Origin of the sequence: Marinobacter sp. SS13-12, from assembly GCF_030227115.1 — a bacterium.
Taxonomy (GTDB): domain Bacteria; phylum Pseudomonadota; class Gammaproteobacteria; order Pseudomonadales; family Oleiphilaceae; genus Marinobacter.
Window position 1 is genome coordinate 2588177 of record NZ_JASSUA010000001.1, and the last position, 24084, is coordinate 2612260.

At 50.6% G+C, this 24084-nt stretch carries 21 protein-coding genes; 16 read left to right on the top strand and 5 right to left on the bottom strand.

Annotated features, from left to right (window positions below; genetic code table 11):
• Positions 1 to 16 precede the first annotated feature (16 nt).
• Positions 17 to 889: a hypothetical protein gene (locus QPL94_RS11845; RefSeq protein ID WP_285357545.1), complete on the bottom strand. Its 873-nt coding sequence runs from the start codon at positions 887 to 889 to the stop codon at positions 17 to 19.
• Positions 890 to 1118: 229 nt separating this feature from the next.
• Between QPL94_RS11845 and QPL94_RS11850 the strand changes: the two genes are divergently transcribed.
• From QPL94_RS11850 to wecB, 3 genes are all read left to right on the top strand, one after another.
• A complete protein-coding gene (locus QPL94_RS11850; protein WP_285357547.1) occupies positions 1119 to 1964 on the top strand; it encodes a sulfotransferase in 846 nt (281 codons plus the stop codon).
• Between the two features lie 20 nt (positions 1965 to 1984).
• On the top strand, positions 1985 to 3172 hold the full coding sequence (locus tag QPL94_RS11855) for a glycosyltransferase family 4 protein (RefSeq protein ID WP_285357548.1): 1188 nt from the start codon (positions 1985 to 1987) through the stop codon (positions 3170 to 3172).
• An 87-nt stretch (positions 3173 to 3259) separates the two neighbouring features.
• Positions 3260 to 4363 carry a non-hydrolyzing UDP-N-acetylglucosamine 2-epimerase gene (gene wecB / locus QPL94_RS11860; protein ID WP_285357549.1) on the top strand — a complete coding sequence of 368 codons (1104 nt, stop codon included), beginning with the start codon at positions 3260 to 3262 and terminating at the stop codon, positions 4361 to 4363.
• Here the strand turns inward: wecB and QPL94_RS11865 are convergent.
• Positions 4360 to 5583, bottom strand: coding sequence for a glycosyltransferase family 4 protein (locus QPL94_RS11865; RefSeq protein WP_285357550.1), 1224 nt, complete (start codon positions 5581 to 5583; stop codon positions 4360 to 4362). The genes wecB and QPL94_RS11865 overlap by 4 nt on opposite strands.
• A 293-nt stretch (positions 5584 to 5876) precedes the next feature.
• Between QPL94_RS11865 and QPL94_RS11870 the strand changes: the two genes are divergently transcribed.
• From QPL94_RS11870 to QPL94_RS11895, 6 genes are read left to right on the top strand one after another with little or no spacing between them, the layout of a single operon-like run.
• Positions 5877 to 6887 (top strand): glycosyltransferase, encoded by a 1011-nt coding sequence (locus QPL94_RS11870; protein WP_285357921.1) that lies wholly within the window; start codon positions 5877 to 5879, stop codon positions 6885 to 6887.
• Positions 6888 to 6939: 52 nt separating this feature from the next.
• Complete coding sequence (locus QPL94_RS11875; RefSeq protein ID WP_285357552.1) at positions 6940 to 8109, top strand: glycosyltransferase; 1170 nt, start codon at positions 6940 to 6942, stop codon at positions 8107 to 8109.
• Entirely contained in the window at positions 8110 to 8904 is a 795-nt protein-coding gene (locus QPL94_RS11880; protein WP_285357553.1) for a sulfotransferase family protein, read from the top strand.
• Positions 8894 to 10192, top strand: coding sequence for a polysaccharide pyruvyl transferase family protein (locus tag QPL94_RS11885; protein WP_285357555.1), 1299 nt, complete (start codon positions 8894 to 8896; stop codon positions 10190 to 10192). The genes QPL94_RS11880 and QPL94_RS11885 overlap by 11 nt, the downstream gene beginning before the upstream one ends.
• Positions 10185 to 11645 carry a lipopolysaccharide biosynthesis protein gene (locus QPL94_RS11890; protein WP_285357557.1) on the top strand — a complete coding sequence of 487 codons (1461 nt, stop codon included), beginning with the start codon at positions 10185 to 10187 and terminating at the stop codon, positions 11643 to 11645. The genes QPL94_RS11885 and QPL94_RS11890 overlap by 8 nt, the downstream gene beginning before the upstream one ends.
• A 35-nt stretch (positions 11646 to 11680) precedes the next feature.
• Positions 11681 to 12493, top strand: coding sequence for a Stf0 family sulfotransferase (locus tag QPL94_RS11895; RefSeq protein ID WP_285357559.1), 813 nt, complete (start codon positions 11681 to 11683; stop codon positions 12491 to 12493).
• On the opposite strand, the gene QPL94_RS11900 is transcribed toward QPL94_RS11895, so the two are convergent.
• Complete coding sequence (locus tag QPL94_RS11900) at positions 12468 to 13625, bottom strand: glycosyltransferase (RefSeq protein WP_285357561.1); 1158 nt, start codon at positions 13623 to 13625, stop codon at positions 12468 to 12470. The two genes, QPL94_RS11895 and QPL94_RS11900, sit on opposite strands and share 26 nt — an antisense overlap.
• Positions 13622 to 14650 carry a polysaccharide deacetylase family protein gene (locus tag QPL94_RS11905; protein ID WP_285357563.1) on the bottom strand — a complete coding sequence of 343 codons (1029 nt, stop codon included), beginning with the start codon at positions 14648 to 14650 and terminating at the stop codon, positions 13622 to 13624. The genes QPL94_RS11900 and QPL94_RS11905 overlap by 4 nt, the downstream gene beginning before the upstream one ends.
• A gap of 481 nt (positions 14651 to 15131) precedes the next feature.
• On the opposite strand from QPL94_RS11905, the gene QPL94_RS11910 reads away from it, so the two are divergent.
• The 6 genes from QPL94_RS11910 (at position 15132) to QPL94_RS11935 (ending at position 21818) form a co-directional block, all read left to right on the top strand.
• On the top strand, positions 15132 to 15839 hold the full coding sequence (locus tag QPL94_RS11910) for a PEP-CTERM sorting domain-containing protein (RefSeq protein ID WP_285357564.1): 708 nt from the start codon (positions 15132 to 15134) through the stop codon (positions 15837 to 15839).
• A 305-nt stretch (positions 15840 to 16144) separates the two neighbouring features.
• Positions 16145 to 17278, top strand: coding sequence for a glycosyltransferase family 2 protein (locus QPL94_RS11915; RefSeq protein WP_285357565.1), 1134 nt, complete (start codon positions 16145 to 16147; stop codon positions 17276 to 17278).
• Positions 17279 to 17373: 95 nt separating this feature from the next.
• Positions 17374 to 18447, top strand: a complete 1074-nt coding sequence (locus QPL94_RS11920; RefSeq protein WP_285357922.1) for a DegT/DnrJ/EryC1/StrS family aminotransferase — start codon at positions 17374 to 17376, stop codon at positions 18445 to 18447.
• A gap of 138 nt (positions 18448 to 18585) precedes the next feature.
• Positions 18586 to 19227: a PEP-CTERM sorting domain-containing protein gene (locus QPL94_RS11925; protein WP_285357566.1), complete on the top strand. Its 642-nt coding sequence runs from the start codon at positions 18586 to 18588 to the stop codon at positions 19225 to 19227.
• Positions 19228 to 19324: 97 nt separating this feature from the next.
• Positions 19325 to 20869, top strand: coding sequence for a golvesin C-terminal-like domain-containing protein (locus QPL94_RS11930; RefSeq protein WP_285357567.1), 1545 nt, complete (start codon positions 19325 to 19327; stop codon positions 20867 to 20869).
• Between the two features lie 67 nt (positions 20870 to 20936).
• Positions 20937 to 21818, top strand: coding sequence for a polysaccharide pyruvyl transferase family protein (locus QPL94_RS11935; protein ID WP_285357569.1), 882 nt, complete (start codon positions 20937 to 20939; stop codon positions 21816 to 21818).
• On the opposite strand, the gene QPL94_RS11940 is transcribed toward QPL94_RS11935, so the two are convergent.
• Positions 21793 to 23142: a glycosyltransferase gene (locus QPL94_RS11940; protein ID WP_285357571.1), complete on the bottom strand. Its 1350-nt coding sequence runs from the start codon at positions 23140 to 23142 to the stop codon at positions 21793 to 21795. The two genes, QPL94_RS11935 and QPL94_RS11940, sit on opposite strands and share 26 nt — an antisense overlap.
• A gap of 257 nt (positions 23143 to 23399) precedes the next feature.
• On the opposite strand from QPL94_RS11940, the gene QPL94_RS11945 reads away from it, so the two are divergent.
• On the top strand, positions 23400 to 24068 hold the full coding sequence (locus tag QPL94_RS11945; RefSeq protein ID WP_285357572.1) for a THxN family PEP-CTERM protein: 669 nt from the start codon (positions 23400 to 23402) through the stop codon (positions 24066 to 24068).
• Positions 24069 to 24084 lie beyond the last annotated feature (16 nt).

The window sequence follows — 24084 nt, forward strand, 5'->3', positions numbered from 1 at the left end:
ATAATTGCGGCCGCAGCTATTTCAGGGTGAGCACAGGTGGATTTGGCTTATTGCTGAATGCTAAATTATCAATTGGCGACTGGGTGTGTAGGGCGAACTCATCTAACAACCATTCTGTATTCTGGTCGTAAGGGTCGTTTGCCCAACCCATTATGTAGCCTTGGGATATGCCTTGCATTTCACTGGAGTCGTCCCAAGTGTCAGCATTCAGTTTTTCATGTATCTTGGTGTAGCTACTCTCTCCCTCCCAACGGCGGAAAAACTGAATGGTTCCGTCTTTAGCAGTGGGGCCCGAAGATGCTTTGATATGTGCAGCGACGTGCATCCAGCGACCTCTGTCATCTGGAACTGTAATAAAGCTTGTTGAGTCGGCCTCTCCGCTTGTTACACCGCCATCTTGAAATACGAGATTTGCACCACCCGAGCCATTTGGTCGCGTCTGCCAGGTAACCGTTCCTGCCCGATCATAGGTCGATGGCCAAAGTGACAAGAACTTGCTGTTCTGCGACCCTTGTGTGAAGTTGATCGGGACTCTAATCCAATAAGTCACCCACACATCTTTATAGTGTTTGCCCAGTTTGAATCGCTGTTCAGCCATAGGTTCGCCAGCTGGGTACCGGAATCGTAGACTGTGGTTGCCATCTTTGGGCCCCCAATCACGACCGCTAGGAATCGCTATATCCTTATCGCCATTACTGTAGACGACGCCTTCAGCCGTAACAACAGATGTCCTGTTATTGCGACCCCAGTCAAAACCATCCTCATTTGTGGCTGACATGTCTCCGGACTCGAATGAGTCTACGATCAGTGTCTCACCATTGGCTGCGCCAGCCAGGAGAGAGGCGAGGGCCAATGCGGTGAAGTACTTAAATTGTTTGAGTTGTGCCATGTGGATCCTACTCCCGAGCTAATTCAGAATCGGACTATAGCCGATTTGACAAAATTTTGCGTTTTGTAAGGTTGTCATTTGGTTACTGCTTGTGAATAGCTGAGGTGTAGTTCACGCTGATCACCACCCGGTTAGAGGGTGGCGTCCGACCTCGAAAGCTTTGGTTTTGGTTGAATGATGTGGCTTTTTCGGTACTATCCTTTAAGCGGTTCAACGAAAAGGATTTCTGATGACTCTGAATGTCGAAAATAAGCAGAATGTTCTTCTTTACAGAGCAAAGCGACGAGGACGGCATTACCTCAAGCTGCTATACCAGCGTGTTAATCCTTCCCATGAAACTCGTCCAGTATTCATTTTAGGCAGCGGCCGGTCTGGTACGGATATTGTCTCTCATTGCCTGAGCAAGGCCTGGGACGTGGAGCTCATAAACGAAGACAATCCAAAAGCGTTTGATAACTGGCGGCTTAAAAGCCTGGAGGCTGTGAAGGGTGCTGTCAACGCAAGCAACGCAACTTTGGTGTTGTTCAAACCCATAGTAGAATCGCTCCGGGCGGAAGAGTTTCTGAAGGAGTTCCAGTCTGCTGCCGTTGTTTTTGTTGTGCGCAATCCCCACGATTCAATTAACTCTATGGTTCGTTTTTTTGGCGAGGCTCAGATTAGGGCGGTCAAGAGCTGGGTAGAAACAGACTTTGCCCGAAAAACTCAGGCGCCCGCTGAGCTCAGGGAGTTTATTGCGAGCCATTGCCATGCTGACCTGTCCGTCGAAGATGCCGCTGGTCTGTACTGGCTTCTTTACAACAGTTCTTACCTGTTCCTTGATCTGCAATCGAGCCCCCGTGTCACCAAGATCCGGTATGAGAGCCTTGTCCAGGAGCCGTATGAAACCATACGGGAGACCTGCGATTTTCTTGGGGTGAAGTGGTTTCCCTCCATGACCGAAGAGGTTTACGCGGGTTCCGTTGGCAAAAACCGGAAGCCGGATCTGTCGCCGGCAATTGAGAAGCGATGTAGTGAAGTCTGGGAGCGGCTAACCGTTGAGAAATATCAGAATTCTACGGCCAGCTCCATTGTTTAAGCATTATTAAGGTTGCCATCATGTCAACGCTAAAGATCGGGCATGCCGCGAGGCAGTATCCTGAAGTGCGGAATATCATCGGTTGTGTCGAGGGTGCGAGTTACCACTTATGCCGTGATTACTACTCTTTGCTAAGAAGGTTTGGGCCACTACTCGGCGTGGACCCTTCCTCTGATCGTTTGTCCGACCTTCAGTTCCAGTTCCGCGATTTTGGTCTAAATCGGGTTGACTGTCTCCATTTGTTTAACGGCGTTAATTACTCCCGAACGCCCTGGATAACGACTTATGAGACTTTGGTTCCACGTTTCCGCTTCGCGTTGAAGAATCACTTGTCGGATTCAGAAACAATACGTTCGTCTCCGGCAACGAGACAAGCAGTTGAGCAGCTCGCTTCAGATCGGTGTATAGGCCTCATTGCGCTATCCGATAGCGCCAGACAATTGCAGAGTCGGTTTCTTGGTCATTTCCCTGAGTTCAAAGATGATATTGAGCGTAAAACAACCGTCTTACATCCACCTCAGCAACCATTGGTGGATGTCGGGGCTGAGTTAACGTTCCCCTATGAGAGTGATGGGGTGATTACTTTCATGCTGGTTGGCCACGAATTTTTCCGTAAAGGCGGTTCAGAGGTTATTGGCGCACTTTCGGAGGCTCGTCGGAGAAGTGGTGTCGATATGCGGTTGACCATTATTAGTCGCCTTAAGCCGGACTCCTATGCGACTGCCACGAATGAGGAGGACGTCGTCCGCATTGGAGCAATGCTTGAAGACAATAAAGAGTGGATAGAGTATTACCAGTCCCTTCCTTATAGCGAGGTGCTCGGAAAGATGAGGTCGTGTGATGTTGGCCTGCTCCCATCATACGCTGAAACCTATGGCTATTCCGTGCTGGAATTCCAGGCATGTGGCCGCCCCGTGATAACAACGGACATTCGGGCCTTTCCGGAGATTAACAGTGATGACCGGGGGTGGCTTATTCCTGTTGATAAAAAACCGATAGGGGGAGAGGCCTATTTGCGTGATCCTGAACGGAGAGCGGCGCTGTCCCAAGCAATCAGAAAAGGCCTGACCGATATTTTTCAAGATATATTGGAAAACCCGGAGCAAATAAAGCGTAAAGGGCATCAGGCACTCTCTAAAATACAATCGTTCCATGACCCCCGGCGTTTTGGCGAAAGGTTACGATCGATTTATGAGTCCGGTGTTTGATACTGCCTCGATCGGGCGAAACCATGACCTTCGTGGTTTCGCCCGCTGTTCTGACGGATACTTGGCTTTAACCAAGGAGTTAGTTTTATGTTGATTGATATCATTGCCGGTGCACGCCCTAACTTTATGAAAATTGCGCCAATCATCCGCGCGATACAGGCGCGCCAGGAGGGCGGTAGTAGTCTTTCCTACCGTCTGGTGCACACCGGGCAGCATTATGATGTAAGCATGTCCGGAGCTTTCTTTGAGCAGCTGGGCCTACCTCATCCAGATATTAATCTCGAAGTCGGGGGAGGCACGCAGGCGGAACAGACCGGCGGAATCATGACGCGTTATGAGGCGTTGTTGATGGAGTCTCCCAGCGCACTGTGCATGGTCGTCGGGGATGTGACTTCGACCATGGCGTGTGCGATTACTGCACAGAAGCTTGGTGTGCCAGTCGCACATGTGGAAGCTGGCATCCGGTCCGGTGACTGGTCAATGCCCGAGGAAATAAACCGTATGGTGACAGATAGCATTACCAACTGGTTCTTCACAACAAGTGAATGGGCGGGTAGTAATCTGCGCAAAGCGGGCGTAAGTGAGGAGCGAATATTTTGGGTAGGTAACACTATGATTGACACGCTCCTTACGAATCTGTCAAGGCTGAGCCCGCCACAGGTCTGGGATGACCACAACCTCAAAAGGGGCGAATACTTTGTTATTACGATGCACCGCCCGGCGAATGTTGATTCATCCGGAAAGTTTGCGGAAATGTTACGTTCAATCGGTCAGCACACTCGTGGTTTACCTGTTGTATTCCCTGTTCACCCCCGTACTGCCAAGACGCTCAGGGAAATAATTGACCTCCCGGACAACTTTATTTTGGCTGAGCCTCAGCCCTACCTGCAGTTTAATTATTTGGTCAGGAATGCCAGGGCAGTCATTACCGATTCTGGAGGCATAACCGAGGAGACCACGGTAATGGGGGTGCCTTGTCTGACCCTGCGAGATACGACAGAGCGCCCCGAAACAGTGGATCTTGGAACCAACGAACTGATTGGTACTAATCCGGAGGCGATAGGCCCCGCTTTATCCCGATTATTTGCCGGCGAATGGAAGAAAGGAGGTATACCACCTCTCTGGGACGGAAAAACCGGAGCGCGCATTGTTCAGGAATTGGAGAAGCTGTTACTACCAAATTCGGGCTAGATAATGTCAAAAACGTTACGGCAAACAACCTTGAATTCCTGCGTGCAGTTATCAAGGCTGTAATGGGAGTTCGCCTTCTCTCGAGCTTTACAACCCATTAGCCGCCTTTCTTGCTCGTCCGATATCAGCCGATTCAGGAAAGCTGCAGCGTTACTGCAGTTATCTTTTTCATAAACGAAGCCGTTTTTTCTATGGTCAATAGCTTGTTTGACGGAAGGGATGTCTGGCACGAGGACAGGTAGGCCGGCGCTCATGTACTCTACGATCGAGAGTGAGAAGCCTTCTCCCAGAGCAGCATGCATAGCGATGTCGGCTACGCTGAGCAATTCCCGCGCGTCTGTCCTAAACCCCGGCATTAATACCCGGTTGCCCAGCCCCAGGTCGATAATTTTCTGCTTTAGCCTGGGATATGCCGGCCCATCACCGATCAACAGGAACACAAGGTTGTTGTCTGGATTGAGCTGCTGGAGAGCCGCTGCGGTGTCGATGATAAAATCAAAGCGTTTATAGGGGTGCGCCCGACCGGTTGTTATGCAAATCTGACTGTCCGTAGCAATATTCAGGTTTTTCAGGAGCGATTCCCGGGACCTTTGGGTTTGTTCGACTGGCGGAATACCGTTCTGAACCACGTGGCACCGATGGGCTGGCAATCTACCGTTTTCGATGCTTCGGGTGCGCATCAGATCCGACACGCACAACTGGCTGTCGGCGCAAACAAAGGGCAGTCTGTTTCTAATAGATTTGAACAGGCCTTTAAGTCCACCAATCGGAGGTCGGTCGCCAGGGGTATGGTCGTGTACGACAATTTTTCTAACCCCTGCCTGGCGCAATGCTGCATATCGGGGATTGTACCAGGCGCGATCCGTGAAATAGATATAGCGGATATTGTTGTCTTGTATAAAATTTCTGATATTTTTCATTGGCCAGGAAGACGAAGCTGGAAACTCAAGCTCAATAGGGGTGATGTTGCTGGCGCTGATCGTCCCTGGAAGAGAAGTGATAGTTGGGTACGCAAGAAAAGCTTTTGAACCTGATGCTGCAAACGCATCCGCGATAAGGGTCCAGAAATGTTCCATCAACCACCAAGCGTATCCGACGTCCGAGGGGTAGTTTGATACTAAGAGAATATTTCCTTCGCAGCTTTGTGCCATAAGCTCAAGTGGTGTCCATTTTGATGAGGGGATAGGTCTGCAGTGTCCCGGTTGCGTATGCTGCAGCATAGCAGTATCCCGAAAAGCATAACGATTTAACGCTTAAATACAACGTTGAAAACAGGATACTGGCACAATCCTTTTCAATATAATCTGTTAGAATCCTTAGCGGCTCTGTAATCATCGGTTTCAGCAGTTCGCAGAAGGAATCTTTAAAGAGGTCGCACAGGATGTCGCCGAGGTTAGCCGTAGTTATTAACAAGGATGGGAGCCAGCTGTCACCATCCGAGACGTTTCTTCACGCCCACATCAACAATCTCCCCTACCAGTGTTTTTCCCTGATCGGCAATCCGGGTTATCGGATGGTCCGTGAAGGCTCTTCCGGACCAGGTAGGTACCTGGCTTCCAGAGCCCTCGTTCCTCTGGGTTTTCGTTGGCTGATCAGACATGTCATGGGAGTCACGGTGGCTGCCCAGGACACCCGCGCATTTGTAAAAATGCTGGAGCGAGATCGTATAGACGTCGTGCTGGCTGAGTATGGTCCGACAGCTGTTTCAGTCATGGAGGCGTGCAGGCAGGCAGGTGTGCCACTGGTCGTTCATTTTCATGGTTACGACGCATATATGACTCACATTATCGAAGAGTTGGGCACCCAGTACCGTCGGTTATTTGATATCTCCTCCGCGATTATCGGTGTCTCCCGGCACATGTGTGAACAATTAATCCGTCTTGGCGCACCTGCGGAAAAGGTCTGCTTCAATGCTTGTGGGGCAGAAGTCAGTCAACGTAAAAGGCCGACTGACCGGGAGTGTGGCCATCGTTTTGCAATGATCGGGCGCTTGGTGGAGAAAAAAGCCCCGTTTGTTTCCTTGATGGCCTTTTCGCAGATTTGTACCAGCGTCCCTGACGCCACGCTGGAAATCGTTGGAGATGGCCCATTAACTGCCGCGACACAGCAAATGGTTCGTGCTTTAGGCATAGAGGATAGGGTGACACTCCATGGCGCACAATCCCACGATTTTGTCATGGCAGTACTGGAAAGATCTGACTACTTTCTGCAGCACTCTGTGCAGGCACCCAATGGAGATATGGAAGGTACGCCCGTCGGGGTGCTCGAAGCAATGGGGCTGGGACTGCCTGTCGTTAGTACGCGACATGGAGGCATTTGCGACATCATATCTGAGAATGAGACTGGAATCCTGGTCGATGAGTACGATGTGGAAGGGATGGCCCAGGCGATGCGGTCTCTTTGTGAAAACAGTGAGTTTGCCATACATATGGGGGAAAAAGCCCGCAAGTCAGTCGTTGATAACTGGACGTCTGAGAAGAGTATTGCCCGACTCTCAGAAATTATCCGCTTTGCAACACACTGACTGATAGTAATGCCCCACTTAGGAATTGTCCTCGTCAAACGGAGATAACGGGATGAAAATTGGTTACTTATACGACCTCCAGGCTTACCCACCTAAGGGTGGAAATCATATCCATGTGTTTGAGTTGATTCGTGGATTTGTTGAAAGTGGACATGAGGTAGCAGTACTGGGAGATCCCACGATGCCGGACGTGCGGAATTTTGACGGGGAAAGTGATGCGTCCGTTTCTACATTCGTTGCGTTTTGCGATGTGATATACGCTCGGGTCGATTCCCGGTCCCTGGAGAGATGGGGGCACCTTAGAAAAGCCATGCAAGAGGTTGATTCGAGCGTTCCAGTGGTTTGGGAGATAAATTCTCCAGCCGATGAAAATCTTGCTTTCTCTTGGTTAGGGGGCAGGAAAGCCGGGCAAAGTGAGTCGTGGTTCAGGTGGTTAAGACGTTGGTTTCACGCAGCCCGGCAAACGCCCGGAATTCGGCGGGAGGAACGTTTCAGAAAGCAACTGGCGCAGAGGGTAGATGCTGCTGTGTGTGTTTCTTCGTCGATGGGAAGATATGCTGGTAATAATTTGGGTATCGGTCAGGTAGTAGTGGCGCCGAACGGTGGACCACTAGTGCCCGAGGAAGAGATTATTCGTCGTCGCAACAACAGGGAGAACGACAAATTCACGGTGTTTTACAGTGGTAGTGCGATCTACCCTTGGCAAGGCCTGGATTTGCTCGCGGCGGCAATTGAGCTGGCTAAAACCGAGGCGCCTGACATCCGTTTTGTCCTCGCCGTTAATCAGCGATCAGATAATCTGCCTCAGGGAGACAATGTTGAGATCAAGGAGAAGATACCAAGGGATGAAGTGCTTGATGAGATATGCAGCGCCGACGTATGCATTGCTTTGCACCCCGACTGGTACTGGACACCCCACGGCGTACATGGTTCCCCGACAAAGCTATGGGAATATATGGCCTGCATGACCCCGGTGGTTACTTCCAATCGTGGCCAAATGGCGGAGTTGATCCAGCACGAGAAGAATGGGTTGCTTTCGAGTGATGAGCCTGCGGATATCCTGGCACAACTTTTGAGGTTACGTGACGATCCTGACTTGGCAGAGGCGGTCGGGCGAGCTGGGTGGGAGTTGGTGCAGGAGAAGCTTAACTGGCCGAATGTGGCGAGAGAGACCCTAGATACCTTCCAGCAGTCGATTCAGCGCAGAACGGGAGCCCGGTAAATGGCAGTTAGTAAAATAAAGCGTGCTGTCCATGCCTTGTATCCGCTTGGAACAGGGCGAGGTAAAGTAATCGTTGCTGGTATGCCGAAGTCTGGCACAACGGCCATCGCATCGTTGCTTGCTAAAGCAATTGATGAAGATGTCTGTAGCGACCCTTTTCACAGACTGGATCAGTTGGAAGTCAATTACCGAGAGCAGCTGTTTGCAGGCGATTTCTCTCTTTCTGGCCTATGGCGGGCCCACCGGGATGTATTCAGCGGTGCTGTAGTCAAGGATCCGAACTTCCCGTTTTTTCTTGACGATTTCGACGACTTCCTGCCTGAAGCCAAGCGCGTGTTTATTATTAGAAACCCATTCGACAATATTCGTAGTATTTTGAACCGCCTTGATTTACCGGCAGATCCGCTCAAGGGCGAGCCCAGCCTTCCACGCTTCGCCAACGGGGGCTGGTTTCATGTTTTGAACGGAGTATCGCCAGACCTCCCCGGTAATAACTATCTTGAAAAGATGGCGTGGCGATGGCGAATTTCAGCAGAGCACTATTTGCAAGCTAGGCATCCTGTCCGATTGATTCGTTATGAAGACTTTCGCTCCGATAAAGTCGCTCAGGTGCGGCAGCTTGCTGCTGATCTCGGGTTTGAAGCAACCAAAGATATTTCTGGGCTGGTTGATATCCAGTATCAACCCAGAGGCGACAGTTCGGCGAGCTATGAAGCTTTTTTTGGTGAAAAAAATCTCTCAATGATTGAGAAGATTGTCGGGCCGCAACTGGAGCCCTTCGAATATGGTAAATAATAAGAAAAGAAAGCGGATTCTGATAACAAATATTGTCACCCTGAATCCTGGAGATGCCGCGATTTTGCAGGGAATGTTTCAGATACTACGACAGAAGTACGGTGAAGACGCCAATATAGTTGTGTTTGATCGTTTAGCTGCAGCAGCATCCAGATACTATCCCTGGGCTTCATTTCGCCAATCCGTTTTTGGGCATCCACCCAAGGGAAAATTTGCGCGTGTGCTACAAAGGCTTGGTTATGGTCACTGGAATGATCGCCTGCGCTATTGGTTGTTGCGATCTTGCGTCGCTCTTATTCGCTCGAGACTCGCTTTCATCCCCCGGGTTCTGATACGTCAGGAAGATTACTCTGCACTTCAAGAGTATTGCGCGGCGGATGTGGTTATCAGTACTGGAGGGACTTATTTGATTGAAAACTATAATTTATGGCCCGCGATCTATGATTATCGTTTGACGCTTGCATGCGGGCGCCCGCTCGTATTTTTTACGCAGTCTCTGGGACCTTACCATAGGCCAAAGTACCAGGCAGCATTCAGGAATATTTTCCGACAAGCCCATGGAATTTTTGTTCGGGATCAGAAGTCTTGGGACCATGTATCTGCATTAGGTGTAGGGGAGAGCAATATTGTTCTTGGAAAGGATGCGGCTTTTGTTCTGGAACCGAATAAAGCTGCGGCGTCTATCCAGGATGGCGCACTCACGCCCAAACAAAAATTGAAAGTTGCCGTCTCTGTCAGAAGTCTCCATTTTTTTGATGACCCAGAGAAAGATCTGGAAAGTAACTATGTATCCTGCGTAGTTGCCATGGTCGAGCAAGCCGTTCGAGAGTTCGGCGCGGAAGTTACCTTCCTGTCTACGTGTCAGGGCATTGAAGAATATTGGACAGACGATGCAGAATACGCGCAGGTGGTTTTCGAAAGCCTTTCTCCCGATGTAGAACCGTACGTTAAGTTGGATACAGCTTTTCGTCAGCCGGTAGAAGTAGTTGATGCCTATCAGCAATTCGATCTCGTGATTGCTACTCGAATGCATGCGGCCATTCTCGGGCTTGTGGCTGGCACTCCAGTCCTGGGTATTGCCTATGAGTTCAAGCTCGAGGAGTTATTCCATCAGCTCGGGATGGACGCAGCAAGACTCTCGACAAAGTCCATGGAGCCGGAGCAATCAAGGGCCATGGTGTCTGACATATTAACTCACCTGACCGACTGGCAAAAAAAAGTGCGCGCAGTACAAGCCGACTGCAGCAGACAGGCTGCAGCGGTCATGGATAAACTGCCGAATGTCTGACTTCAGAGGTAGAGTTCTCAAGGCCCTTAGTTGGACAGCTGGCGGAAAGGTCATCAGCCAGGTCATCTCGATGGGATTCGGCATTGCTCTCGCGAGGATGCTGACACCGGACGACTTTGGTCTGATCGCCATGATGATGGTGTTCACCGGCTTCGCCGGCCTTTTGATGGACGTGGGGCTTGGATCGGCTCTTGTTCAGAAAAAGGATGTAAAAGAGATACATTACAATACGGTCTTCTGGACAAATCTCGGGCTTGGCGTGGGGCTTTGGGCACTCGTATCTTTGCTTTCTCCCTCGATTGCGGAATTTTACGGAAGAGAAGAACTGACTGATTTGGGGCTCGTTCTGTCCCTTCAGTTTATTCTTGGAGCCCTGGGGCTGGTACCCAGGCAGCGCCTGGTAAAGGATTTGTCATTTCAGGTTACGGCGGTAGCGGATCTGCTGGGTATGATCATAGGTGGTACCGTTGCGGTGTTGATGGTGAGGGAAGGCTATGGATACTGGGGCCTCGCCTGGCAACCGGTAATACTCCGGTTTGTCGCAACATGTTACGTCTGGGGAGCTGCGCGCTGGGTGCCTGCAATTGCATTCAGTGGAAAAGCGCTGAAAGAACTTTTCGGCTTCAGTTTTTATGTGTTTGCTACAAGGGTAATTCGGTTCGCAACAATGAAAGCGGACAAACTGCTGGCGGGCAAATATATAGGGGGTGATGCGGCAGGTTTATTGGACAAGGCTCAATCAATGATGCTTTTCCCTCTCCAGAATGTCTCGCACACAGTCGGCAGTGTCATGTTTCCAGCACTGAGCTTGATCCAGTCTGACATAGAACGAATACGGAAAGTTTATATGCGGAGCACCCAGGCTATTGCTCTGCTTACATTCCCGATGATGGCAGGCATCTTCGCAGTCGCTGAAAATTTTGTTTTCGGTGTACTTGGAGAACAATGGGCAGAGCTGGTGCCACTTTTGCAAGTTCTCTGCTTGGCAGGAGTAGCACGTTCTATCGTGACTGTTACCGGCGCGATATACCTCTCGCTTGGGCGGGCAAAGCTCCAGTTCAAGGTTAACCTGTTCACTCGTCCAATTGCGTTAGCAGGCGTGATTTGTGGTCTTCCATGGGGGGTAGAAGGTATTGTCATCGGAATTACCACCGCGACCTGGATCAATAGCCTGATTACGTTATCGATTGCGGGTCGGCTGATCAATTTGAGCCTGCTTGAGCTGATGTTGTCCTTTTCCCGCACGTTAGCGGCGGCAATTCTCATGGCTATCGGGATTACCCTGCTCGACCCGGTGTTGTTTGGAGTTGGTCCTCTGGGATCCTTCCTGATCCAGGTTCTGGCTGGAGGCGGCATTTATGTGCTGCTTGCATTTGCATTAAAAATCAAGGCATTAAAGGATGTTCTTGGAATATTGTCGACTCAATTGTCTAAACGACGGAGCGGCGGTTAGGTTTTGTCGTTCGGCTTTTGGAAGGAGGTAATGGCGTGCACTTGTACAAGGATCAGTTCTCGGATTCACATGACTTCCCGCGTCAGGAGGGGCCAGATAAAATGCTCGTTATTGCCTCAACCCCTCGTTGTGGCAGTCACATGTTAGGCCACACTTTACATCAGACCGGCGCCTTTGGTTTCCCTTTAGAGTATGCAAATCCGGCAAACCTCAGAGAATGGAAACGGCGTATTGCCACGGAGAGTACCGAAGGTGTTATCAGGGAGCTCACCAAAAGAAGAACGTCTCCAAATGGAGTGTTCGGTATAAAGCTCCACTACACCCATATCAGAGTGCTTGGCGGGTTTGACAGGGTGCAGGCTCTTTTTCCTGAAGCATATTACGTTCTTCTTTCTCGTAAAGGCATTCTGAAGCAGGCAGTTTCTCTGGCGATTGCCAGACAGACCGGAGTATGGATTGCAGGCCAGCAACCCAAGAACAACAATCCACCTCAGTATCGCTTTGAACAGATTGAGAGGTGTCTGCGGGAAGTGATCCTTGATAACTCTTCGTGGCGCTACACTCTTGCAGCTAATGGGTGCAACTATATTGAAATGGACTTTGATTCTGTTCGGAAGAACCTGGGAGCCAGCGTGCAAACCATTGCCGACTTTATGGGGGTGCAGATAGATGACAACCAGGTCCAGGAGGAGCACGCAACGTCCAGGCAGGGAAGTAGCCTGAACGACCAATGGGTAGCGCAGTTTGTGCGGGACTTCGAGCATAGCAGCAGCGAACTGGTATCCTCAGAGCCAGGGTTGAAGCGCAGAGTGCTAAGAAAGTTCAGGAAGATGCTGTCGGCAGGTTAACACCCCGGGGTGTTAACAGGATTTTCGTATATAGATCGACGTATTTTTTGGAATTCTCTCGGCTGCTGAATTTTCTCTCGAAATCCGGAGGGGGATTGTCGCCAGTTTGGGTCTGTCGCGACAGAACTGAGAGAACGTTGTCTGAATAGGCGGAAGGGTTTTGTTCGTGGACGAGTGCCCCCCGTTTCCAGTCTTCAAGTACCTCGGGAATGCCACCCACGTTGTGGGCGACCACAGGAATGCCCAGTGCGGCGGCTTCCAGCAACGTCATGGGCAGCCCCTCATGATCAGACGGCATTATCAGCGCGTCCAGCTTTCTCATCTCCTTCATTGCGGGATTTACAAAACCTTTGAAACTGATCCGGTCACCGACGCGCAGCTCAAGTGCCAGCTTCTTGAGATCTTCTTCAAGGGGCCCATTACCGATGATTGCGCCACGGCAGGGATAGCCCTCCTCATTCAGAGAAGCAATCATTCTGATGAAAAGATCCACGCGTTTGACGGGTACCAATCGGCCGACAATACCCAGCAAGGCCTCTTGATTCTTGTTCCTGTTGCTTTCGAGCCGCCAGGTTTGCTGAATCTCCTCGACATTCACGAAATTGAAAATCTTGAAAACCTTACCCGGAAACGTGGATTGTAGAGATTGTTCAAGCTGGGTTGATACGGCAATAACAGCCTGTTGTCGTAGTCGGCCAAGCCAGATGTCCAGGCGGCTGGTTAGCCATTTGTGTGGCTTCTTGAATGAGAAGCCATGCTCCGGGTTGCCGTGGACCGTTCTGACTGAGTAACGCACTCTGGCCAGTTCCTTGCCGAGCACACCCAATACATTTTCCTTGAAACCGTGGGTATGAACGATGTCTGTACCCTGCATCTTGCAGTGAGTGGCGATGGCTTTTGCGATTGACAAGGTGCCTGTGCTGGCTTCGTCAGCAAGGGTTACTGGAATCCCGAGCTTTACCAGTTTGTCGTGCAGAATGCCGGGATTGAAAATTACAGCGGTCACGGCAACTTCCATGCGAGTACTGAGCGCCTGGCACAGGTTATAGACCTGCACTTCGGCTCCGGCCCAGAGGTCTCCGGATATAATATGCGTTATGGTAATCGGGGGAGTGCTCGGTTCTTCAGTCATGCCAGGCTGCGCCCGATGGTGGCCAGTAAGGTACGGGGGGTTGAACTGTTCCCGTCATGAAGGTTGAAGCGATGGAGGTCAAAGTTGCTTCGGCTGGCCCTGTTCCAACCGGTTTTGGTTGTGCAGGCCGCCTGGTAGTGGTTTGCAACAAGCTGTTCACCGCCGTCGGTTATGTCTCCGTTGGGGTAGCAGAAAATCGGCACGCTGTTGAGGTTCATCGCCTCAAGGTCTGACAGGCACCCTGTTATTTGCTCCTCAAGCGCCTCTCTACTGTTAAGGCGGTTGAGCCGGAAGTGGTTTCTGGTGTGGGCACCATATTTGACCAGATTCTCCCCGGACATTTCCTTCAGATCCTGAGACTGCAGTATCACTGGTGCCTGATCACCACCGTTGATTTCAGCGGTGAGCCGGGACGTGGCCTCCTTCAGGTGCTGGATAATCGTGGCGTCATCCAGATCTTTGAGGCGATTAACTATTTCATCGGCTTCCAGGAGTGAGAGTGGCGTGGAGTAGTTGCCAAGATCACCGAGGTAAGGCTGAAGCCACTCGAGTGATTGATCGTTTAGATTGATACCGGGAGTACGGAGCAGCCTAATGACCGTTTCAGGCCAGAAGGTATCGCCGGTGTCGACCATGCCGGTAACAAGGAAGATGGTCGCAGGCACTTGCTCCTGGCGGAGCACAGGATAACCATACAGGTAGTTGTCCCTCCAGCCGTCATCAAAGGTAAAGGCTACTGAAAGTGCTGGCAGGGTCTCACCAGTGTCTTTCTTGCGCAGCCATTCATCAAGATGGACAGGGACGGCGCCCAGTGATCGGGCGAACTTTATGTGCCGCTGGAGGTTTCCGGGTGAAATAATCATACCGGGTTGTTCCTGCTCCCGTTCGCCGGAGTTATCCGGCAGCACCCGGTGATAGGTCAGAATGATCAGGGTCGGGCTGCGGGCAAGTTTCAGGCGTAGCCACCCGAAAACGGCAAAAGCGCTGAGCGCCCAGAATTTTAATAAGGATCGTATGGTAGCCACGCCTTTTGCCTCCGTCGGCCAAGCCTGTGGTTTTGGCGCAATCGTCCATGTACAGTTTGCTGGCACAGTGATTCTGCCAGTAGTGTGCAGAGATGTCATCCAAAAGGACTGGGCGCGGTTCCATCTTGCGCTGGGGTTTTTGTTATCTGCTCACCACGAGTCTCTCCAGTCTTTCGTTATTCCTATTCGGCTTACAGTATTGCAGTCCTGCAGATGGCCTGAGTTTACTTTTGAGCCCGTTACAGATGGGGGATTAGAGTTCAGCCTCGGACTGGTTAGAATCCGTCGACTCTTTTTACAGACCTTTTGCTGAAAATTATCCAAGTTTCTGATTTTAAGAGGCTGGCTTAGTATTTGCTTAAATAATATCGAGATGGTGTTTCACTTTTTACGGGCCTGTGGATGTGTACATGCTCGTTAACTCATCGTCTCTAAAATAGAGCGAACTGAGAGTGTTCAGGGCTAATAAGGAAACGGATTAATGAGTGTTACGCATGAAAAGCTTAGGTTGGGCTTTGGGACTGGGGTAGCTGCAAGTATTCTATTAGCGGCAATGTCGCTGTTGACTCCATCAATTACCGAGGCATCCATAATCACTATTGAGCCTGATGACTTTGCTGAGGGAACAGATCTCTCAAGCGTGTCTTCATATGTGTCTTTACAAAGTTTGGTCGCCAACTACCGTGAACCAGGGCCTATCTACGCGACCCGCTCTCGGCCGGAATATAGAGCGCCTACGGGCGAACTTGTCTTCGGTAATTTTGGGGCTGGCATTGGCATTTTGGATGAATGCGAAACTGATTTTGAATGTGCGATAGGGTTTGGAATGACCTTCCATCAGCCAGTGAGGTGGGTTTCGCTGCTATATCAGAACTGGGGGTATCCTTTCATGGGTGGTTATGGTCTGCCCAATATTTGGTATGCGTTTGATGTCAATGGCGATCGCATTGAATGGGGAGTGAGCAGCACGATGGGTGACACTTTGGGGCAAGTTTTCAGTTTGAATTTAGCTATACCCGGTATGAAGTCGCTTGTAGTTGGTGGCGGTGCGACTATAAATGCAATGGAATATGATCGTCTGTCTTTCGCTGTTGGTGTGCCAGAACCGGCCCCATTAGCCTTACTTGCAGTGGGTTTGGGAGCTGTTATCTTTGCTCGGAATCGAAAGCTGTTAACAGTAGTGAAGTAAAAAATAGATCCACCCCACCCGAAACCCTTCCAGTCCAGATGCGATATATTGTTACGAGCAGGGTACCAACAGCTCTCAGACCCTGAATATCGTTCCTGCGGCGTGATGTATCCATTCTATTAGCTGGCATCCCAGATTTTTCAAGAGTTTTGAATAGTGCTTAGCGATAGAGAAACCCTTCTCGGGGCCTCTATTGACTTCGCAAATGGTGCTGACTGGTTTCTGTATGTATAGTCTTACACCGCAACGATTCTGCCAGTACCGGCAGAGATGTCATCCACAAAGGTTCACAGGGATTGAGAGCGATGCTGGTTTTTCTGTTCTGGTTTGCAGCTGTTGGAGCGCTTTTCAGCTACTTTATTTATCCGTTGATTCTGCGTTTTATGCCGCGCCGCGCGGGAGCCGAAAAGTCACATGCCCCGACGAGCAATCCGCAAGCGGTCTCCCTCATTGTTACAGCGCACAATGAAGCTCATCGTATTCGGGAAAAAATCGAGAACTGCCTGGCACTGGACTATCCGGACCTGGAAATCATCGTTGCCTCTGATGCCTCAAGTGATGATACAGACCGGATTGTACTGGAGTACGAGGACCGTGGGGTTAAGCTCGCCCGTGCCGAGGACAGAAAAGGCAAGGAACACGCACAGTTGCAGGCCATTAAAAGAGCCACCGGCGATATTCTGATATTTTCGGATGTCGCAACATCGATTCCTGAAGACGCGATAGGGCGGATGGTTCGTTATTTTGACGATCCTTCTGTGGGAGCGGTTTCCAGCGAAGACCGCTTCACAAGCCACGACGGCGGTATAGTGGGAGAGGGTGCCTATGTTCGCTATGAAATGTGGCTGCGGGGGTTGGAGTCTGACAGGGCAGGACTCGTGGGGCTCAGCGGATCATTTTTTGCGGCCAGGCGTTCGGTGTGTGGTGAGTGGGATATCTATTCCCCGAGCGACTTCAACACCGCCCTTAATAGCGCCAGTCAGGGCCTGGTCGCTGTTACAGCGCCCGATGTACTGGGTTTCTATCAGGATGTAGCGGACGCTTCAAAAGAGTACCAGCGCAAGGTAAGAACCATCATAAGGGGGCTGACAGCGTTGAGCAGGCACCCGGAAGTACTCAATCCGTTTCGGTTTGGCATGTTTGCATTCCAGGTATTCGGGCACAAACTGATGCGCTGGGCTGTGCCCTGGTTTCAGGTTCTGTTGTTCATCACCTCGGTGTTGTTAGCGGGCAAGGGGGGGATATATTTGCTCGCTCTGCTGGCTCAGCTCCTGTTCTATGGTGTGGTCATTGCAGGACATGTCAAGCCCGAGCTTCGGGAGCGTACTGTCTTCAAGATTCCCTATTTCTTTGTGCAGGTGAATCTGGCTATTGCCCGTGCGACCATCGATTTTCTAAAGGGCCGGCGAATGACGGTCTGGACGCCGTCCAAGCGATGAAGGGTATGTTGAGACCTGTTGGAAGCCGTGTTCCGGTCCCGGATACAGGTACTGGACTTCGCTTGCCCTGGGAGGACAATTACCACACATGGTATATGGGCTCTGGTACCCAGGCCTTGTCTGCCGCAGTGTTGTTGGCGATCAGCCGGTCCAGCCTGAAGAATTCAACGCCGGAGGTTATTCTGCCTGCCTTTGGGTGTCCGGATCTTGTCGCTGCTGTAGCGGCACAGGGTACAAGGCCGGTGCTGGTCGATCTGCTACCTGACAGCCCTTTCATGGATACTGACAAATTGTCCCGGGCGCTTTCGGACAACACGGTTGCGGTCATCGCCGCTGGCTTTCTGGGTGTGCCTGAGCAATTGGCGTCACTGGCAGGCATATGCCGGGAGCGTGATGTCTGGCTTATTGAGGACTCCGCACAATGTTTTCCACCCGATTGTGCCCGCGATCCAGTCGCGGATTGCGCGGTGCTGAGTTTCGGTCGGGGTAAGCCAATTAACCTGATGGGCGGCGGAGCCTTGTTGGTTCGCGGTGACCACAGTGCGATCGCAGCTGACGCGCTTACCAGATTGCCGGAAGAGTCTTTGAATATTGACTTGAAGTGGAAAGCCAGGCGAAACATTTTCAATTTTCTTCTTGGCAGATTCGGCTATGGCCTGCTGAGGCGGGTTCCGTTTCTTGGGCTCGGCACTACGGTGTACAAACCCCTTGCCAGCCTGTGCCGTAGACAGCTACCTGACGGACTTGTGGAGGCAGGTATCCTTGATGCAGGAGCGAGGCCGGCGATTGCACCGAGCTACGTCAGGGAGCTTGAATTTCTCAAGCGGCGTGGCTGGAAACCGTTTATGGAAAATACGGTTTCCGGAAAGAAAGGGGCTGGGCAGGTGACGTTACGGTATGCCTTACTGGCACCGGACCGGGCAACCAGGGATAAGGCAACTGAAGCACTGACTGGCAGGGGTATTGGAGCCAACGCTTTTTACGGGCGTATATTGCCTGACATAGAGGGTATATCCGGCCTTCTGAGGGGCTCAGCAGGTGAATTTCCCAACTCAGAATCCTTTGCTGATCGACTGATCACATTGCCAAGCCATGAGGATGTTACCGACAGGGACTTGCGCATAATTGCCGCAACGCTTGACAGGATTACCATCCAACATAAAAAATGACGTTTTCTGGCTGCTGTGAAGCTAGCCAGTCAATCCTTCCCGCTGTTTTGGTCTTTTCATAGTGCTGTACTGACTTCAGGAAGAGGTTTTCACCGATCGGTTTGATTCTTCTATTACCTAAGGATAGGGATGTGCAGTATGAAACATGTAATGTTGTTTGGTCTTTTGCTTGCGTTCGCGTGTGGCGTAAACGCAAGGCCTTATTATTCCTATGATCTGTATGGAACGGTTACAGGTAATGCTGTAGCGGCCAACTCCCTGGCGGATGTTAATGTTGGGGATGAGTTTCTTATCCGGCTTAATATAGGGGGGAAAGATTCCGGGGAGCACAAGATCTCTTTTCAGGGTGTTATTGGCGGATGGGATATATTCGAACAACAGACCAATGGCTATTACCACTGGGGCGATTGGTCGCCGGAGCGTTTTTACACCACCGGCAGTCACTCACCGTTGAATGCCCCTGACGGAAACGGATCGACGGTTTATCCCAATGATATATACCTTACATTGTTAGGTATGGAGCAAACCGGAACCGTCATAATTCCGGAGGACGACCGATTGGTCCGGGACACAGGGGAACTCAATCTGAATCAGTTTCGCTCGGGGGGCTTTCATTTCTGGTTCTTCAATCAGGGAGACGGCAGCACGACTAGTACCGAAGAAGATCTTTACGGCTCGATAACTCGCATCATGAGGGTCCCGGAACCAGGCACGTTGCTGCTTTCTGCACTTGGGCTGGTTTTTTTACTCATTAATCGACAATTGCGCTATCCGCGATAAAGGGCACCGTTATATCGCGAAAAGAACTATCGCCGATCCTGTGTCCACCTGAATCTGTGCCATCCTTCCAATAGTTGTTGTGAACAACGAGGGAGGAATGATGATGAAAAGGATGAAGTTACTGGTTTTGGCAGTTGCCTCGGGGAGCGTAGTGACCGGCTGTAGCAGCCTTAAACCAAAAGTTGATTTTGACGAGCTACCGGCACCCGCAGCCGGCCCTGAGACTGAGTACATTATTGATAATGTTAACCCTGGCTTCTACACAGATGGAGAATGGAAAGAATCATCAGTATCAAGCGGATACATTGGTGAAAATTACCTGGCAGGGGAAGCAGGTACGGGCGAGAAGACCGCTACCTGGAATCTGAATATCATAAAAATACTCGATGTGTATGCCAGATGGACGTCCCATGGAAACCGCGGGTCTAATATAAAATACACTGTCCATCATTTGAACGATCAGGATTTTCTGACCACTACGACGATTGAGGTCGACCAGAGGGAGTTTGGAGGAGAGTGGTTCAAACTGGGCACCTTCCGGATGTCATCGCTCACCGGCCGCGTTACTGTTTCCAATGATGCTGATGGCTATGTTATTGCCGATGCCGTTCTTTTCAAAGAGGCTGCGGCAGTCCCCTCCGTGGATGCGGACAATGACGGCATGCTGGATGCGTGGGAACAGGAGCAAGGGCTGGACCCTACCAATCCATTGGATGCTGATCAGGACCCTGATGGCGACGGCTTGACGAATCTGCAGGAATCTTTGGGGATGACTGATCCGTTTAACGTCGACACCGATGGTGATGGCATGCCCGACGGCTTCGAGAACGATGCGGGTTTAGATCCGACAGTGGCAGACGGCGACCTGGACGCAGACGGCGATGGGTATACAAACTACCAGGAGTATCTGGCAGGTACGGACCCTACTGATGCCTCCAGCGTACTGGCGGCGGATACGGTATTGCTCACCTGGGAAGCGCCGGTAACACGAACCGACGGCAGCGATCTTTCCCCTGAAGAAATTGATTATTACGAGTTGAAATATTCGATAACAGAAGGCGAAGGTAACACTGGAATAATTTCAGATAACGGGTCATCCGGCTTCGTTATTTACGGACCGGACGCGAGCACTTCGACCGTAACAGACGGGTATGTAGGCGAAAATTATGTGGCGATGCCTTCAGGAACAGGAGATAGCTATGCGAGCTGGTCGGTTAATGATATTTCGCCAGGGACTGAGTACCGGTTGTCAGCCAACTGGACGTCGTATAGCAACCGTGCAACGAACGCCACGTATCACGTCCAGTATGAAACGGTGAATGGTAACCTTGATGAAAGACAGTTCACTGTAGACCAGACCTCAGGTGGCGGCACATGGCAGGAGCTGGGTTCATTCATCCCAGGCTCTAGCCAGCTAACCGTTGTATTGGCGAATGACGCGGATGGCTACGTCATTGCAGATGCCATAAGGCTGGAGCCGGCCACGAAAGTTGTAGAGCCGATCAGAATAGAGTCTGATAAGACGCGATCCTATGTCGTTAGAGATCTGCCGGTAGGTGAATGGCAGTTTCAGATACGCGCTGTGGACACAGAGGGGCTTGCGAGTGATTATACTGAGCCTCAAGTTTCTTTAATTGAATAGTGTTGGCCTGTCCCGTGTTCAGACAAGGCCGCAGATTCCCTGTAAAAAGCGTTAAGGAGCGACGTAAGTGGCCTTGGTTTACTTTGACAAATTCATGGAGAGAACTGGTGTTGGGAATTTTGGCGATGACATAAACCCTGTTCTGATGGGCAGGTTTTTTAATAGGAATATTTTGTCATCCGAGGAGATAGCACTGTTCGGTATAGGAACGATACTGAACGACAACAACATAAAAAGTAATAATCACTATGCCAGAAAGGTGATTTTTAGCTCCGGCGTAGGGTACGGGAAACTTGAAACAACACTTGATGACACTTGGGATATTGCTTGTGTCAGGGGCCCGGGGTCGGCGAGGGCGCTTGGTATTGGGTTGGATAAAGCGATAGCCGATGGGGCAGTCTTGCTTTCAGAGATGTATAGCAAGCCCGCGAAAAAGTGCACAAGAGCGGTGTTTATCCCTCACGTCAATTCCCATCTTTCAACAGGACGACTGCTGGCAGCAATAGCCGATAAACTCGATATGGATTACTTGACCCCGAGTTGTAATGCTGATGAGTTTATCCGTACTGTGGCAAGTGCCCCTTTCGTTGTCACGGAGGCGATGCACGGGGCAATTCTTGCAGATACGATGCGGGTTCCCTGGATTCCCGTAAGTCTGCATGAATTCCATGAGTTTAAATGGCGTGACTGGATGGACTCTGTGGGACTAAAAGGAAAACCGGTTCACTCCCTGTCGCCAAAATGCTGGGATGCAAGGGAAGGGAGCCAACCAGCTTCGTTTGTGCATCGGTTATATAAAAGCGGTAAGGGGAAGGTTCTCAAACATAATATCAGACAGGTGATTGCAACGCAGGAACCGCTCCTTAGTCAGCTGGATATCATCGATTCAAAAAAACAGGCACTTTTAGAAGTCGTGAATGACATCAATAGGGCCTATTCACGGATATAGTCTCGGAGTTGCATGCGGCCAAAATATACTCAGAGACCTCAGTGCCACTATCCAGCTCCCGGATTTCCCGGGAGTAGCGATCCATAGTTTCCTTTATTGCATTGTCGTGCAGGATGTCACTGAGAAATCTGGATACTTGCTCAACAGAAAAGTGATTTTTATTAATAACCCTCCCTGCGCCCAAGGTTTCGACAACCCAGGCATTGTAGGGCTGGTCCCATATCTGGGGGATACACAGCAGCGGTTTTGCGAACCAGAATGCCTCCTGCACTGCTCCAGACCCTGCATGTGAAACAAATCCACGTATGCGCTGGTCTGCCAGTAATGTTGGTTGGGGGCCCCAGGATATCCATCGTATGTCTGGATCGCTCTTGAAACTTGTCGGCACGGGATCGGTCCGAGAAACCCAGAGAATTCTGCAGTGGTTTTCTTTTGCTCCCCTGATCAGGCAGTGTGAAAGCTTGTTGGTTATGGTGACCATGGATCCAAGGCTCACCAGAATGACGGGTTTTTTTGGCTGCATTTCCAGCCAGGCCTGATCTTCGTTCGATATGTTGCCAGCCACCAGGGGAGGAAGAGGGCCAAATGCTTGAATACCGCCACACACAGTAATTTTTGGTTGGAGATGACGACTCTCAACCGTTGCCATGCCGGTTGTAAAGATCTGTTTGGGCTTGCCTGAAAGCTTTCCTCTTTTGATGATTTCGTCCCACTTCCGATTTATATCGATTTTCATTTCCTGCGTCGAACGGTGGGCTTCTTTGTTCAGCTTAGAATTGGCTGCGTGTGAGAGCTTCCCAATAATTTTAGACAATACTGGTATTGATTTGCTGGCCAGAAGTGACGGCCGCTTAGCGTAGGGCTGTGGATTCTGACACTGCTGATTTGACCCGGATGCCCGGTGCATAAGAACTGGGATACCTAATTGAACACCCAGGTCATGTATTGCTGCGCCTAACAAGTGTTCGTCAGCGATGATCAGATCTGGTTTGTGTTGTTGAAATTTATCTTTGAGCAAGGGCAAAAAGGATAAGCCTTTATATTGAATCGGCTGGAAATAGTGTGACTCAAAATACCTATTGAAATAGAGTTTTCTGTAGAGCGGGCTTGTATGGGAAATCCTTTTCAGAAGAGAGGAGGCGTTGGCCGGCAGAACAGGGGGGAGCAATTCATACTCGAAGCCTTGGGTGGCAGGCAGGCTTTTGCCTTCTTCCGGCACAATGAAACGGCACTCAATATCATCGGTTGTCAGAGCCGAAGCAATGCGCAATAGGGGGATGACGTGCCCGGCGTCAGGTATCAGTGACACAAAAGTAATGCGCATTTCCCAAAGTCCTTTTCGTTTATCACATACTTGGCTGTTTCGCGAATTATCCGGAGTCGAGTCTATACCGAAACTTAAAATCAGCAAAACGTTGCACTGGGTTTACAGGTGGTGTCGAAAAACTTTACGCCCAATGGGCGTTAGGGAACTTTGGTGTTTATAACACTATGAAAAATAACGATTAAAAAGCACTGGCATGGATATGGCTTATAGTCGGAAGTGTTTTTCGCAGTAACCATAATGAAGAAGGATCTACCATGAATAAGATGTCGATGTTGGGAGGAGTGTTCGCTGCTTCATTAGTTGCACCTGCCTTTGCAATGCCGGTGATATCCGTCGATAGCGTGTCTGGTGTTTGGTCAGACGCTGTTGGTGGCACCAACGTAAATTACATTGACGGCGGCCAGGAAGTACGTTGGGGCGGCGGTCAACCAACACAAAGTGGCTACCGTTTTGATGGTTCCGCACCTGCTGCCTTTGATGTGGACATAAACGAAGAGTTCGATTTGGGCGATTTCACCCATTTTAACTATCAGATCAACGCTGGCACGGGCGTCGACAGTGTTTTGCTGAGTATTTCAATGGCCATCTCAGTAGATGGCAACCCGTATGCTACGCCTCTTTCGTTTACCTTCCTGCATGAGGAAACCCCGAACTCTGGTAACGGGTGCTGTGACGATATCGTATCCTTCGAAAGCCTGGTGTCATCAGAGACTTTCGAGGTTGATGGAGCGCTGTATACGCTCGACCTCAGAGGGTTCAGCCAGGAGGGCGGCCCCACCATGGAAGAGTTGATTACATCTGAGGGAGCCGACAACGTGGCTCAACTCAGAGGTGTATTCACCAAGGTTCCTGAGCCCGGCACTCTTGCCCTGCTCGGTCTGGGCCTTGCCGGACTGGGACTTTCGCGTCGCCGCAAGTCCTGATTCCGATAGAGACCAC